At 63.2% G+C, this 15,351-nt stretch carries 8 protein-coding genes and 1 pseudogene; 4 read left to right on the top strand and 5 right to left on the bottom strand.

The genetic code is table 11. The annotated features are described in order from the left end of the window. The first annotated feature begins 290 nt into the window (after positions 1–290). The 4 genes and pseudogenes from IWX78_RS03720 (at position 291) to IWX78_RS03710 (ending at position 2,567) form a co-directional block, all read left to right on the top strand. The gene (locus IWX78_RS03720; protein WP_196832130.1) at positions 291–458 is read left to right on the top strand and encodes an SHOCT domain-containing protein; all 168 of its coding nucleotides are present in this window, start codon (positions 291–293) and stop codon (positions 456–458) included. A gap of 176 nt (positions 459–634) precedes the next feature. Next, a pseudogene (locus tag IWX78_RS16430) lies at positions 635–1,063 on the top strand (DNA cytosine methyltransferase); the annotation flags it as partial. A gap of 33 nt (positions 1,064–1,096) precedes the next feature. Continuing rightward, complete coding sequence (locus tag IWX78_RS03715) at positions 1,097–2,032, top strand: DNA cytosine methyltransferase (RefSeq protein ID WP_334684543.1); 936 nt, start codon at positions 1,097–1,099, stop codon at positions 2,030–2,032. A gap of 94 nt (positions 2,033–2,126) precedes the next feature. Continuing rightward, the gene (locus IWX78_RS03710; RefSeq protein WP_334684542.1) at positions 2,127–2,567 is read left to right on the top strand and encodes a very short patch repair endonuclease; all 441 of its coding nucleotides are present in this window, start codon (positions 2,127–2,129) and stop codon (positions 2,565–2,567) included. A 325-nt stretch (positions 2,568–2,892) separates the two neighbouring features. On the opposite strand, the gene IWX78_RS03705 is transcribed toward IWX78_RS03710, so the two are convergent. The 5 genes from IWX78_RS03705 to IWX78_RS03685 all read right to left on the bottom strand — a co-directional run bounded on the left by IWX78_RS03705 (position 2,893) and on the right by IWX78_RS03685 (position 15,325). After that, a complete protein-coding gene (locus IWX78_RS03705; RefSeq protein ID WP_334684541.1) occupies positions 2,893–4,704 on the bottom strand; it encodes a DUF1998 domain-containing protein in 1,812 nt (603 codons plus the stop codon). Beyond that, positions 4,685–7,879, bottom strand: coding sequence for a helicase-related protein (locus IWX78_RS03700; protein WP_196832126.1), 3,195 nt, complete (start codon positions 7,877–7,879; stop codon positions 4,685–4,687). The genes IWX78_RS03705 and IWX78_RS03700 overlap by 20 nt, the downstream gene beginning before the upstream one ends. Continuing rightward, complete coding sequence (locus IWX78_RS03695; protein ID WP_196832125.1) at positions 7,876–9,393, bottom strand: NERD domain-containing protein; 1,518 nt, start codon at positions 9,391–9,393, stop codon at positions 7,876–7,878. The genes IWX78_RS03700 and IWX78_RS03695 overlap by 4 nt, the downstream gene beginning before the upstream one ends. Beyond that, positions 9,390–14,105: a DEAD/DEAH box helicase gene (locus IWX78_RS03690; protein ID WP_196832124.1), complete on the bottom strand. Its 4,716-nt coding sequence runs from the start codon at positions 14,103–14,105 to the stop codon at positions 9,390–9,392. Before IWX78_RS03690 ends, IWX78_RS03695 begins: the two co-directional genes overlap by 4 nt. A gap of 659 nt (positions 14,106–14,764) precedes the next feature. Then, a complete protein-coding gene (locus IWX78_RS03685) occupies positions 14,765–15,325 on the bottom strand; it encodes a hypothetical protein (RefSeq protein ID WP_196832123.1) in 561 nt (186 codons plus the stop codon). Between the last annotated feature and the right edge of the window lie 26 nt (positions 15,326–15,351).

Below are 15,351 nucleotides of genomic sequence, written 5' to 3'. Positions count from 1 at the left end.
CCCGCGACCCCTTGGAGGTTCAGAGCGGTTTCTGGACCACACTTAAATGTCACCGGAACTCGCGGATTCCCTTGTATCTACAGGGAACCGGGCGGTTCACTGCCTTCGATTGTACGCGGACAAATCCGGTCGGGCACGGTTGTTTTTGATGGGTAAATGATGGGTGTCCGTGCTTTCGACCTCGGTAGCTCGCTTCCCCCACTGGCACATCTGACCGATGTCCGGGCTGTCACAGATCCTGTCCGAAGCGGATCGTCTCGCAGGCATCGCTGAGGCCTCGAATTTTTTCGATGACGGTTCTCAGCGTTTTCGCTAGGCCGCACGAGAGCGCAGCGACCCCTGCGACTCAGTTCGACGTGGCGGACCAGCTGCACAAACTCGGTTCGCTGCGGGACGCGGGCATTCTGACAGATGAGGAGTTCGCCACGAAGAAGGCAGAACTGCTGGCACGGCTTTGACAACCTTCGGCGCTACACGACGCCCGCCCAGACCAGGGAGCGGTAAACAATCCGGGGTGTTGTACCATTCGAGCCCGGTACTACCCTCGGCGATGCGCCGCTGAATCTCGGGATCGTTTTTCCAACCTGCATCTTTATGGCAGAGGTGGCATGACGGAAACTCCAACAGTCATGTCATGTGGGCAGAGCGCCACACCGAAGCGCGGTCGCTATCAGCATCCCCGTGGGTGCACCACCGGGCCGGGGAGACCTGCTTACGATCGGTGAGGAAGCCCGAGGATATTGGTCCATCGGTGACGTGTCGAACGATAAGATCGTGGCCTATGACATTTGTGCAATCGGGCCCACCTCCCTCTGCCGCTCAAATGGTGGATCTCTTCGCCGGTCCGGGTGGTTTGGATGTCGCCGCGCGCTGGTTGGGGTTGTCCGTGGCCGGTATCGAGTGGGACGAAAACGCCTGTGCGACCAGGCGGACCGCGGGGCTGGAAACCGTGCAAGGTGACGTACGGGAACACGGTCCGAACGAGTTTCCCCATGCGACGATCCTCACTGGGGGGCCTCCGTGTCAGACGTATACCGTGGCCGGGGCCGGGGCCGGTCGTAAGGCGCTGAACCAAGTCCTGTCTTTCATTGCGCGCATGGTCGACGGGGATGACGTCACCACGGAACTGGCCGCTTTGGATGATGAACGAACCGGGCTGGTGCTGCAGCCGCTGCGGTGGGCGCTGGAGGCCCATCGGGCGGGCAACCCCTACCAGGTAATCGTCTTCGAGCAGGTACCGGCGGTCCTGCCCGTCTGGGAGGCCATGGCGAGGGTCCTGGAGTCACTCGGTTACAAGACCGTGACCGGCATACTCCACGCAGAGGAGTACGGAGTTCCGCAGACCCGCCGCCGGGCGATTCTGATCGCGAACCGATACCGGACCCCCGTACTTCCCGCCCCTACTCACCACCGGTTCAGGAGAGAAGAGGTGAAAGCTTCTAGGAACCGACCTGCGCTGCTGCCGTACCGGAACATCGGCGAGACCTTGGACAGGGCAGAGCCCTTCGTAATGGTCTCCAATTATGGAACCGGCGGTGATCCGAAGGCCCGCGGCCGGCGCACTTCGAAGGATCCGGCTTTTACGGTTACCGGGAAAGTCTCACGAAACCGCGTGTTCTCCGACGAGGGTGAACTCGATCGCCTCAACGTCTCAGAAGCGGGTCGGCTTCAGACTTTTCCCGCTGACTACCCGTGGTCAGGCAAGGACATCTCCCAACAGATCGGTAACGCCATTCCACCGCGTTTGGCGGCTCACGTCTTGGCAGCGGCTCTCGGTCGAGATCTCCCCGCGGATTTCCTCGACACGATGACGAGAACACCATGGACTGCCATGGACGACGAGGCCATACTTGCAGCACAAGATACCGAGGACGCCCACGTCAGTGCTGTCCCGGGGATCGCCCCGGACTCCGGTCCGGATTCGGACTTGGACCTCGATACGGGGTCGGAGCCGAGTTCTGATACAGAGTCGCGACGGTCATCCACTGATATCACCGCCGGTGCAGTCGGCCTCCTGTCGTCACGACTCTGAGCGTCCACTTGGTACCAGGATTCTACTTTCGGATTAGTTTGTGGGACCTCGCCCACCGTGAATCACCGGGACCAGGAAAGCGGGAAGTGGCGGTATGAACCGTGAATCTGATCCCATCGGCGGTGATCCTGTTGTCGTTCATTCGGTCGGTGTCCGGATGTCGAAGCAACGCCGCAGGGACACCGCTCCGGAGTTGCGGTTGAGGAAGTTATTGTTCGCTCGGGGGTTACGCTATCGGGTCGATGCGCCACTTCCCGGGATGAGCCGTCGTCGTGCGGACGTGCTCTTCACCGGGAAACACGTGGCGGTATTCGTCGATGGCTGTTTCTGGCATTCCTGCCCACTCCACGGAACGCTGCCGCGGTCCAACCATGACTGGTGGGTCGCCAAGCTCGAGAAGAACGTGTCGCGGGACCGCGGGACCGATGCCCATCTGTCGGCCATCGGATGGGTGGTCCTTCGCTTCTGGGAGCATGAGGACATGGACTCGGCGGCAGAGGTAGTCGAGCAGGCCCTCCGTGCCGGTGAGCACTAAAGCGCCCCACGGCGCGTGCAAGGGCGGTCCAACGATTGAACGCCCCTCGACCTCATCAGGATCAAGGAATCGGCGTGGGGGAAGGAAACGACGGATGCTTCTGGCGCGGATGCCCGGAGCACGGCACACATCCGCGCGCGAACGCCGACTGGTGGGCCGTCAAGCTCAGATGAAATAAGGTGCGGGACGCTAAGACAGACGACGTGCTGAGATCGGCAGGCTGGCGCGTGCTGCGTTTCTGAGAGCACGAGGACCCTCAGTTGGTGACCGAACTTGTCTGCTCAGTCGTCCAGGCACATGGTGAAACCTGACACTGCCGGGAAGTCTAGGGCGCGCTGAGCTCCCGGACCTCGTCGAGTACGCCCTCCAACAGCCCTGGGAAGTCGCGCCCGCCAAGTATCAATTGACGGTCAAGCAGTCTGTTTGCGGTCTCGCACGACGTCTCGCTCACAAGCGAGCACCCGTGGCATGCCGACAGATTGAGGCTCGAGGCACCCTGCCTGTCGCTCTCGATGCAGACCGGATCGTTTGAGCAGACATCGGCGTCATCGATTGCTGCGAGAAGCAATGGAACCAGCTGGTCGGGGTCACCGAGCCGAACGAGACCGCCCAGCGTGCCCTGCGCGTCACCCGCAGCCGTATAGATCAGCACTCCGGCCGTGCGGTCAGGACGGGTGGAGCTCGCGTAGATCCGTTCCTGAAGCGAGGCAGACGAGTACCCAGACGCATACGCTAGGCGGCGAATCAGCAGGTGAGCGATCGTGTGGAGGGCAACGAAACGCGCCTCCGGGACGTCCAGTCGACTTGCCCAGGGCGTCTTCGATCGCCGGTCCAGCAGGATACCGGCCCGTGCACGGACCGCTGCGTGCTGCTCCCACTCAGCGAGGAACACCTCGCTGAACTGGAGGAAGATCCCTTCCCCGTACATCTCGATCGCGGGAAGTGTTGGCTTGCGCTTGCCCTTGAGCGACAGATCGGCCGGAATCATCTCGGCCTCAGCGGAGTACCGGCGGAAGCCCTTGAGAGCTCTGACCTCGCGCACTCGCCGAACCTGGCCGACCGCGGTCAGCCGTTCAGCCAGTGTCGCGGGGATGCCAGAACGATCGGACGTAGACCACGAGTCGACGACGAATTCGCCCTCGCTATTGTCACGCCCAGGCGTTCCGAGCTTCTTGAGGAAAGCCGCCCACTCGCCATCCTTGAGATCTGCAAGGACATCGTCGTGCGGGTTGCCGCCCGCGGCTGCCAGGCTGAGGACGTCCTCGGCCGCGGCACCGACTTCGTCGGCGATCCAGCCCGCGATCATCTCAGCCTTGGGCCCACCGTTGTCATCGACAACTCGACCGAAGTCAGCATGTGCGCGGATGGCGTCAGCGACCGCGATCGACTGCGGCTTCTCTTCGGGGATGTCGAGTGCGGAGATGCGTTCCGCTATGTAGTTGCCCGTCGCGCCCCGCTGGACGGCAACAAGTGCGTGCTCGCAGGCGTCATCCTGCCGTGGGTCCTGCCATGGTTGGGTGCCCTTGCACCGGATGCCGTCATGGGCAAGTGCTTCCCTGCTGACCAGGTCCGACATAGGGCGGGAACGCTTGCAGCCGCCGCATTCCACCCGAAGGGCCTTCAGACCCTCACCGTGCTTGGCCGAACGAACGAAACGTAGTTCCTTGTACGCCCGGCAGTGACGGACCGCCTCGGTAACGCCAGCGTCGCGTCCGCGGTGGGCCCACATGAACCAAGGAATGTCCTGGAGGTGGCTACCCATTTCGCAGACGGCGACATATCGCATCGGGACGAGCATGCCGTCGCATTCGCACTTGTTGGTCCACTTGCCCCGGTCTTTGCCGCTTCGCTGCGAGAGCCCGGAGCACCGCTCGCAGAATCGCCAAGCTGGAAAGCGCCAGTACAGCAGTCCCGCAGTGTCCTTGCCCGTGCGTCCTGAGTGGGTGGGTGCCTCACGAAGCACGCTGGGACCGAGCCGCTCGACGAGTCGCGCGCAGTGGATCTCGGGCGCGTGGCGCTCGTCCCACCACGAAGTGTCGGGTGCGATCAACGACTCCCCTCGAATGTCTACGACTGCGCCGACGCCGAACGGCGACACGGTCTCCGACAGTCGCAGGTCATGTTTGATCCGTTGCACTGGACCCCTCCTCGTATGGCTCCCGCACCTCGACGGCAACGTTGGGTTCAACCGAGCGCATCGAGTCGGCAACCAGCCAACCTTCGCCGGACTGCCCGAACCGCTTCAACAAGGCGGAGTCGTCCGCCTTGGCACGGTCGTACAGGAGGCTCTCGCCGGCCTCGCGAGCAGCGCGTGCGCGGCGGTCCCACTGGTTGAGCAGCGTGGTGATTCGCTCGCGCGTCTCTGAAGTCTCGACGGCATCCGCCCTCTCTACCCCCGCCAGAAGCCCACTGACCAGCATGTCAACCAAGGCGCGTTGGGCGGAATTGTTGAGGTCGAAGTCCCTGGCGGCGTCGTTGGAGGACAGACCGGGTCCGAGGTGACGAATCAGTGCTACTAGGGCACCGGCGAGCGAGCGTTCGCGCGACGCCAGTGACCAGGGAGTGACGCTCGTCGGCTCGACACTTCGGTAGAGGGCCTCGTGGTAGCCGCGGAACGTCTCGAAGTGGGAACGATCCCTCGCCCGGTTGGAGCGGAACAGCGTGGTGACGACTCCGCGGACCTTGCCTCGTCCGACACGGCTGGTCGCCTGGATGTACTCGGACGTGGTCCTGGGCTGGCCGACCATCAGCATCAGCGCGAGTCGTGGGATGTCGATGCCGACTGAGAGCATGTTCGAAGAAAGGACGACATCGACGGCCTGGTCGGACTCGTCGGCGCTCCGGCGCAGTTCGCGGAGGTCGTTCGGCAACTCTTCTGGTCCGCGTCGGCTTGTCAGCTCAAGTACGCGCCCGGCGCGAACCGTGCGGAGTTCGTGCTCTAGACGCTCGGCTCGAGGCTCGAGGCGGGCGTTGACGTCGTCGACCACCAAGGTCCCTGTGCGCCCCAGCTCCCGGAGGCTGTTGTGGTACATCACCGTGGTCCAGTAGGCGTCGAGGCTCGTCCCCGCATCCGGATGTCCCCGGAGCATCTCAGGGATCTCGATCAGTGGGGCTGACGCCGAAACTGTTGCCGACATCTGCGAAAGCGCCTGGGGCATCAGCCCGAGGTAAAGGCGACCTTCACCGCTCGTGACCGGCCGAGAGAAGAATGTCGTGTCATCGTCAAGACCGGAGGGCGGGTACAGCGCGACCCGCCTGCCGTACAACCCTTGGACCTGCTCGTCCGAGGCTCGGATCGTCGCGGTCGACGCAACGATCTTCGGCGTCGAACCGTTCGCGGCGAGCAGCATCTGGATCACGGCGTCGAACACTGCAACGGTCGTGCCGAGGGGCCCCGAAAGCAGATGGAGCTCGTCTTGGATGATCAGCGACGGCTGCTGGAACGCCGTGTTGAGGCCGAGTAAACGGCCAGCTTCGGGGCGGAACTGGAGTCGAGCGAACTTGTCGACCGTCGCAAGCAGGATGGTGGGTGGCTCCTCGTAGAGCAACTCGTCGACGACGCACACGGGGATCTCGTCGGCAAACTCGCACGACGAGTTCACGCAGTGGATGACGATGTCGCGACCAACCATCCGAACGCCATACTCGTTAAGGCGGGGAGACCGGACGCGGGGAAGAAGAGGTGTGGCGCACCAAGGGCAGCTTTCCACCTGGAACTGGTTCGCCTCTTCGGGCCGCGCGGCCTTGCGAAGCCGATCGAGAGCAGACTTTGCATCCTTGCGCGTCCCGGGAGTCACTTCATTACCGACCCACAGTCCGATCGAGAACGGTGTCATGTGGTTTGCGCGCGGGTCACCGATCCTGTCGGCACGACGGAGCAGCTCCATCGCACAGACGAGCGAGGCAGCGCGCTGGAACTGCTGAGAGGTGAGCAGTCGCAGCGTGTAGCGGGTCAATATCGCAGTGCCACCACCTGCCGGGCCGTCTGAAAGTCGTCTGCGGAAGATCTCGATGGCTGCGAGCCCAAGATAGGCCTCAGTCTTTCCGCCGCCGGTCGGGAACCAAATCAGGTCGACAAGCCCCCGCTCTTTGTGCTTGTTGTCCACGGTGGATGCGAGGGAGACGAGGAGGAAACCCAGTTGGAAGGGGCGCCAACTCGGCTCCGGCCGACTGCCGTCGCGGTTGAAAACTGCTTGCTGCATCTGTAGGCGCATCGCGGCCATGGCGAGAGAGAATGCCGTCCGAAGGGTGACGTTGCGCTCGTCTCCGAGCAGGTCGAGAGACTTGATCATGCGCGTGAGCGCTTCTTCCGACCGGCTGACGATCCGACCAGCGACCTTGCGATCTTGGCCGAACGAACCAACCCGGCCCTTCTGCGCCTCGACCCACACCCCGAACTGACGAACGAAGGCCCGCAGCGATTCGAGAACTTGATCGGCGTTCTTGTCGAGCGTCGCTAGATGCTCGAGACGCAGGGCGTCCGCTTCTCGGGTTCCGTCCTTGAATCCAGTTGTCTCGACGTCAGGGATGACAAAGTGTGGGACCGGATCGAGGCGAACCTCGCTGCACGCGCCGTCGGAGACGGTCCAGTCGGCAGCCATGCCATGTCCGACGGCGTATACCTTGCGGTTCCTGAACCTCAGACGGAGCTCCGCGGACTCGTCGTTGACGTCGAAAGCGCGCCGCGTGTCATACTCGCGGATCGTCCCAGCACCGGTCGGGGAAACTGCGAGCGCAACCTGGTACAGCATGCTGGTGGCGTCGAGACGGTCATCGCCGGTCGATGGAGCCAGCACGCGTAAGTGAACAGTGACAAGTCTTGCGTCTCCAAAGTGCCGCCAACGGCTGCCGACCTCGATTGGCACGTTACCCACAGACTGTTCATGTATGCGACGGTCAGGTGAAAGCGTCAGATCAGAGATCGCAAAGGGCGTTCGACGCCAGCTCGGCGGTCCGTCGCCTTCGATGGCGGCGTACGTCGCGCCAGCGACAGTGCACGCGACCGTGTCGCTGTCGGTGATGAAGGAGATCGCCGCCGATGACGGCCTCCAGTCCTCGGCGATCGGGACCGCGGCTCCGTTCTCCTCCACCTCACCGTCGAACGCGGTCATCCGGTCGACGTCTACCTCGTCGCTCTCGTGCACGACAGCACCGTCGTCGGCCTCGGGCTCGCGGTCGCGCGGGAACAACATTCCGACGGCGTACTGCCTGTTCGGCGGGTTGTAGATTACCTCACTATCGCCACTGTCCGGACCGACATAGGCCGACCTGAGGTGCGAAAGCACGATCTCCTGCGCACGAGTGAGTGTCATCGGTTCGCCATCTCTTGCCGCACCATCTGCTGAAGCCGTCGTCTGTCATTCTTGGAGAGCACCACGTGCAGGGAGACACGAGCTCGGGTCACCGCGACGTAAAAAGCGGCCATTCCGGACGCGTCGAGAGCGTCGGGCAGGCCACACACGACAACATGCTCAGCCTCCAGGCCCTTCGCGAAGCGAGGACTCGTCACCACGATGCCGCTGACAGTCATGGGTGCCGCGACGGACCGCGGGTCAATCACCCAGATGTCGGCTCTCCGAGCTCCGTCCGTTACGAGCTTGACGGCAATGTCCACACCATCGCTGACTGTGACTTCCTGATCCGTGGTGAGCCACTCCACGCGCTCGCCGTGAACGATTCCTGGATCGCCGACGTCAGCCCTTAGGTACTCCTGCACGACATGAACGATCGCACGCGTGTTGCGGACGTTCAGCGAAAGGTCTACCGTGATCGCCTCGTCGGTGATCAGCTCGGCGACGTCGGAATCGTAGTCGCCGTCGACGTGCGCCTGGTTGTTTGGATCGAGGAACATCCGCCACCGACCGGCCGCTCGGCCGCCGGCAAGAACACCATCGAGGCGGTCCATCGCGTCGGCGGTCATCATGTCCTGTGCCTCGTCGACGAGCACGACGTCATAGGGACCCGAACCTTCAAGGTCCGCGAAAGCAATCACGTCGACATTGCGTTCACCGAGATGCGGTGCGAAATACCGCGAGAGCGACGGTGAACGGAACGTGACGAGCACGGACCTCCCCTGCTCCTCCTCCTGTTTCGCAGCCTCGACAAGGACCAGGGACTTCCCGGTACCTGCTCCTCCGCAGACGAGCACGCGCTGGTTCCGCGCCAGCGCTGCGAGGACGCGGGCCTGGCCGGCCGTCGCCCGGTTCTGCTCCTCGATCACCGCACCCCGTTGTGCGTCGACCACCGGCATTCGGGTGAACTCGCCGAAGAGACGCTCTCGCAGGTCACTCAGCCGCGCGACCTTCTCTCCGCGCGGCGCGTTTCGTGCATCCGCGACCACGGCGTCAAGCGCCGTGGTCAGCTCTAGCGCTGTCATCGAGTCACGAGCCAGCCAGTGCGTGGGCTTCCAGTCGACGGAGCTCGGCGGTGCATCGATGTCCGGCGTGACAACAACGGCCTCGTGCGCGTACCAGCCGACCCCCTGCTCCCTGAGGATGTCGCGGAGAGCGTACCCCGCCGATCGTGCCTGCTCCATCGGGGACGTGCCGAGCTTGTGCCAGTCTCCACGGCGGTCGATGCTGTACCAGATGCCATCGTGCTTGCGCACGCCACCGCCCTTGACCTCGACGACGACGACGGTTCCCCGCCACAGGATCACGAAGTCGGCTTCTGCCTGCTGCTTGTATGCGTGCGAGCGAAGCCCGACCGAGTAGAAGGCAACTGCGTCGCCGTCCGCCTCGACGTCCCGAAGAAGACGGGCGACTCGCCGCTCGGCCTCACTTCGGGACGCTGTTTCGATGTCGGCGAGCGAAGGAACAAGGATCATCCGCGCTGCTCCGCCCAGAGGTCCTCGTAGTCGTGGTAGCCGAGGAAGTCGTTCATCGCGCCCCAGTTGTCGGCGACATCAACGACGAGGCACTCATCCTTGCCGCCGTTCTCCGTTCCTCGCAGGCCGCGGCCTGCCATCTGTATGTAGGCGCCGGGGCTGAAGGTCGGGCGCGCGATGTAGAGCGCCCTCACACCCGGGGCGTCGAAACCCTGGACGAGGAGGTCGCAGTTGGCGAGGACCTGGATCTCGTTGTCCTGAAACTGCTTGATCACCTTTCGACGCTGTTGCTTGCTGGTCTGTCCGCTAACCGACTCCGCGGCGATCCCCCTGTAGCGCAGCGAGGCCGAGAGAACCTGCGCCGAGAGCACACTCGGAGTGAAGACGAGGACGGGCCATTCTGGGTGTGCTTCAAGCGTCTGGAGGATGTGCTCGACGAGGATCCGCATGCGCTGTTCGTTGCGGCCGATGCGCTCGTATAGGTTCCGGTCGATGAGCTTGTTGGACCTAAGATCGCCAGGCGCGGAGTCGCTGACCTCAAACTCGACGCCGGTCGGCAACACCTCGTGCCTGACGCTTGCGAGTACACCAAGCCTCACGAGTTCCTTGTACGGCTCGTCGTAGGGCAGTGCGAGCTTCGTGCCGAACCTGGCCTTCAGTTCCTTTGTCCCGCTGTGGTCACCGGCTCGCCCCTTGAACGGGGTCGCCGAGAGTCCGACTAGTGGCCTCTCCCAGCTGCGTCCATCGACACCAAGCCACCGCAAGATCTTGGTGTACTGCGACGAACCCGCTCTATGAGCCTCGTCGATGAAGACCGCTGCTGGCTTGCTAAGCCAGTCGTAGTCGCCCCGCCCGATGAGCTGGGCGAGCTGCGCGTCGGTCGCGACAATCACGGACAGCTCGGTGTCTGGTTCCTGAACGGTGTTCGAGCCCCACAGGCGGCCGATCGTAAGCGGTCGTTCGTCGGATAGGTACCGCCAGACAGTCTGGAAGGTCTGAACGGCCTGCTCGCAGAGTTCCTCCGACTGTGCAATCCATAGGATCGACCCCGAAAGCACCTCGTCGACGAACAGCCTGAGGACCGTCTCGGTGGCGACGCGGGTCTTGCCCGCACCCGTCGGCAACTCGACCATCGCCTTCTGCGCAGGACCATTGGTGGACGGTTGCGTCAGGACGGTCCGCAGATCCTCGCTGATCTTCTTCTGGTACGTGTGCAGACGGTTCAACACCACCGCGCCAGGGACGACGAACTCCGGGGGCTGCTTCTGGTTCCGCTGGCCGGCATACTCTGCGCTAAAGCCCATTTTCCGGACCCAGGACGCAGCGGGCGCCGTACCACCCCAGGTTTCCGGAACGTCCGAAAATCCGAGGTCTTCGAACCTGTCTGCAAGGATGCGTAGCGCGTCCGAGCCATAGACCGTTAGAAAGAGATCCGCAACGGGCGTCTCGTCGCCGACCAGGCCCTGCGCCTCAAGCGCGCTCCAAAGTCCGGTAGGAAGTGCTTCCTTCAGGTCGTCGGGGCCGATGTAGTGGTCAAGACGTTCCGCGTCGCTCTCGATGGCCTGGGCCTCATGGCGAAGGAGCTCGAGCTTGTTGTCCTGCCCCGCCTTGCGCACGGCAGCGAGTCGCACGTTGTCGAGGCGAAGGCCGAAGGCGTCATTGACGAACTCGAGAATCCGCTGGTCGTCAGCATCGCTCCTGACGATGAGGTCCTGGCCGTCAAGATGCCAGTCCCGTGGCTGATCCTCTGTGCCGTCCTCTGTGACAACCCGCTTTGCGATAAGCAGTGCCCGAGCCACTTTCGCCGACGTGAGCGCCGCGCCGTATGCCGAGCGAAGGCCGGTGTAGACGTCAAGAACACGTTGGAAGTCTTGCTGGCCTTCGACGACCATTGCGAACGAGAAGCTGTCGGCGAACCGACGGCATCCGACCGTCTCGACGAACTCGTCGACCATGTCCAGATGTACCCTCAGGAACGGTCGCTGCCGGCTCCGAAGGAACTCCTCTTCCTCGTCCGAAGAGGCAAGGAACACCGTCGAGGGCGCATGCGGCTCGACGACTCGCTTGACCCTGGCTGGGATGGTCGATGGCTTTTCGCCGGCGTACCCGGCCTTCGTGGCCCCAAGAACAAACTCGCTCAGAACCGCGTCGTCAACGGACGGGAAGAGATCTGCCTCGAGCATCTCCCGGAGCACGTGCGCCGGCACTGCTTCAAGCTCGTCCGGCAGGGCGAGAGCAACCTGGACCTGGTGGGTGCCTCTGAAGAGCGGAAGGAGTGCACCGAACCGCACAAGCGAAGGTGCGACGACGTCGCCCGGCGCCCTGAACCCTCGCGACGTCGGGAGAAGACCCGCCTGCTGGACAGCCCATCGAGACGGCGGAAGTACTCCGTGCGTGCGCCCGGTGTCGAGATCCTCGACGACCCAACTCCGCTCCGGAAGCTCCAAGAGCGAGGTCGTCCACGACGCGCGCAGCTGTTCCGGCGCCTCAGCATCCCGCAACATCAGCAACACAGAAAACGGTCCGGGTCCTGCCCCAGGACTGACCTCCACCCGTTCGACGGGTCGTTCTCCCGGCCCCCGCCGGTTGTTGAGCGCCTCTACGGTGGCGGCGACGTAAGCCTCGTACTCCGCCTCGTCCTCGAGGGAGAAGTCCTCGACCGGACGCTGAGCGACACCGAGCTTGTGCGCGACCTGGGCAATGGACCGACTTCGGTCGAGAATTTGCGCCGCGAACCGCTCAGGCAAAGTCGCATCGACGTCGATCACCTGCTGTGGCCACGCCCATGCACCGTCACGCGTGGGGACCTTGATCGACGCATTCGAGGCCGCCATCGTCTTGATGGCGATGGGTAGGCTGACGGAGACGACTGCGTCCCAAAGCTTCTCGAGGTCCTCGCCAGCGGGATCAACGGGCAGCGTTGCCAACCGCGCGTTGAGAATCGCCTCCGGGTCAAGGTCACGGAAGCCACGGCTGCGGAGAAGCGCTTCGACCCCATGCTCCGCCAGGAACGCGGGGTCGACGAACACTGCACCGTCGACGACCAGCCCTTCCTCCTGATGGACAAACACGACGCTTCGGTCGTCGAGCGACTTCATGCCGTCGGTCGTGGGAATGACCTTGGCAGATGTGATGCCTTCAAGTGAGAGGTGTCCGAGGACCGTCTTGAGAGCGTTTGCCGACGAGACAGGGTCGTTGCCCTCGGCCCATTCACGGAGCCATGTCAGGAGTCCACGCTTAGGCATACGTTCCATCGCGGCACGGACGTCGCGGGCGCTGGGGTCGGGGTCAGATTCCTGGGCGACCAAGAGGAGATCCCGGAGGCGTGTCGCCCTCTGTGGCGTCTTGTAGCAGTGCCAATGGGGCACATCGTGACCGGTATTGGACGAAATCATCCACCCCTGGTGAATGCTGGGGTCGAAACGAATGGCTGGGTCCAGCGGACGAAGCTCCGATCCGTTGCGCAGGTTGCCAGCCTTGTCAGGTATGTACCGGCTCGTGCCGGCCAAGCTGAGGATGTGTGTCCGCAGCGCGTCACCGGCGAATCCGCGACTCTCCTGGTCACGCTCGCGCGCCGGCAGATAGTCCAGGTGCCCTGCAGGGTCGTCAGAAGTCCGCAGCCTTGAGAGCAGCGGTACGAAGAGCTCCGCGAGGGTCTTGATGATCTCTTGGTTGTATCGGTTCTCGAGCAGATTTGTGCGGTCGTCGTTGACGCTCCACGGCGCATTGAGCAGCGCTCCTACCGAGGTCTTGTCCTGAAGTGGGAAGTACGACCAGAACTGCCCGGAACCCAGTCTGCTGCGCTGAACCGGCACGGCGACCGTAACCTTGACCTTATCGCGAGACACCGCCTCGCCGACTTCGTGGCGTGCTTCTGACGACGGCTCGTGCATATCGCTCTCGACGATCCATTCGTCACCGCTACCGTCGGGGCGCTCGATCCTGAACCTTCTGTCTCCCAGATCGCGAGAGACGTGGCTCGTCTCGAACGGCTCGTCTCCGATGACACGCAGCCGAACTTCGCGGACCGCATCGACGAACAGCAGGAACTCAGACGTGAACCCCTGGATCTCGTCACGCAATCGTTCAAGATTTGTCGCCGCGGGGAGCTTGACAATCGTCGTAGCCCACAACCCAAGTTCCGCGAGCACGGGATCTCGCTCCAGCTCGGTTGCGGCGTCGAGGACCGTGGCGGTCCGGAGTACTGGGTACCGCTTACCGGTTGTGACCTTTGCCATCTCAGTTCGAGCCTTCGGCGAGCTGAACTCAAACGAAATAGAGCGGCTCAACACCTGCGGCGCCTGCGACACAGCGAGCACCGACTTGAATCCGAGGCCGAAGCGTCCGATCTCGTCGCCGCGCTTCTCGCTCAGATACGCCATCGTGACGGCTGTCAGTCCGCTCATGGAGAACGGCCGTCCTGCATTCGCGCAGTAAAGCACACAGTTGGTCGTGTCCAGGATGATTTCTACGCGACCTGAGTTCTCCGCGCTCGTGCCGTCAGCACCCGCCAGAGCGTCGGCGGCGTTCTGTACCAGCTCGAGCAATGTCCGGTTCGCGTAGCCGCCAGTACGGATCGACTCTTCGTGGTTGGCGTGCTCGGACACCAAGTTTGGATGTATTCGGTAGGACTCGATTGTCCGATTGAACTGTTCCTCCACTTCGCGCACGAGCGACGGGTCCGGCTCCCATGACCCGTGGTCGAGCGTCACCCTTGACTGCATGTCCGCGACCGTGCCCCTTCAACGGTTCCACCGCGAGACGAACTTACGGCTTCACCGACTACATCAATCGAGGGTGGACCTCGACTTTTGTCCGGGAAGCGCACTGCAGTGATCGCAGGACTCGGGTGAGAGTCACTCTACAAAGCTGCCCCCACTTTTGCGCCCTGTGATCCTCGTGTCGCGTGCCCCATTTCGGGGGATACAGCAATTAGCCGCTACTTCCCCGCGCGGCGCCGCGTAAACGGATCCTTCGACGCGCCTGGTGAAGGAGGGGCTCGAAGACAACTACCAAACGAGAGCGTCGATGTCGCGACTGCTCCCCCGAATACGGGCTCGCTGATCACGCGCTTCCTGCACGAGGTACCGGGCTGTCCTGATTGCGGCGCGTGCCGCCGCAGCGTCCTGCTCACGAGCACTCGATGCCGAAGCGGGTCCCAGCGGGCGATGTCCTGTGAGTCCGAACCTGTCGCGGCGGGCGGCGACGATCATGTTGGCCTTTTGTTGAGCGTTGACTTTCGCATCCGCGCCCGCACTAGTCACGAGAGGCGCAGGGCCGAATTGTGACCGCCACCTGTCGATCAGTCCTCTCTCTGGCACCTCTGTCGTAATAGCATCTGCGTCGCGCTCCTCGCCGGTTGCGAGAGACGTCAAGTCGATTCGGGCTTTGAGGGCATGTACTTATTGGCGACTGCTGAGATCGCGAGGAGAGCCGCGGCTCCGAGTATTGGCTTGCCCTTCTCCCACGCCCCGGTGCCTGCCTCGGTCAGCGCGTTCTTCCACTGGGGCCACTCCCGAAGAGCGGCGAGCCATTGCGTCGGGTCGAAGTTCTCCCAATCCAGCTCAATGCCCAGCGCGTCACAAAAGGTCTTCACGACTGTCTTCGTGTCCTCGACGGAGCGGATAGCTTTGGGCACGCCGCGCACGTGCAAAATTTTGTTCTGGTTCGCGTTGCCTGCGGCCGTGTCCATTCGCCGTATGAGATCCGCTATGCCTTCGAGCAATTCAGCCTGGTCTTCATGGCGTGCAGCATCTAACGACAATCGCTTGCTGTTCACCTGGTCAGGAGCAATGGCGGCGTAGTACGTCAGCTCAAGAACCGCCAGCTCATCAAGCGCCGCAGTGCAGCGGGCAACTGCGGACGGGTCTGCTGCACGGAAAGGTGACATCTGATCTGGCTTGCCCGGGAGGGCGGCCTGGAAGGATGGCATTGTGCCTAAGCCCTACCCGAGCGAGT

The sequence above is a fragment of the Mycetocola sp. CAN_C7 genome (genome assembly GCF_015752285.1).
GTDB lineage: Bacteria > Actinomycetota > Actinomycetes > Actinomycetales > Microbacteriaceae > Mycetocola_A.
This window is presented reverse-complemented; position numbering and strand designations above follow the sequence as displayed.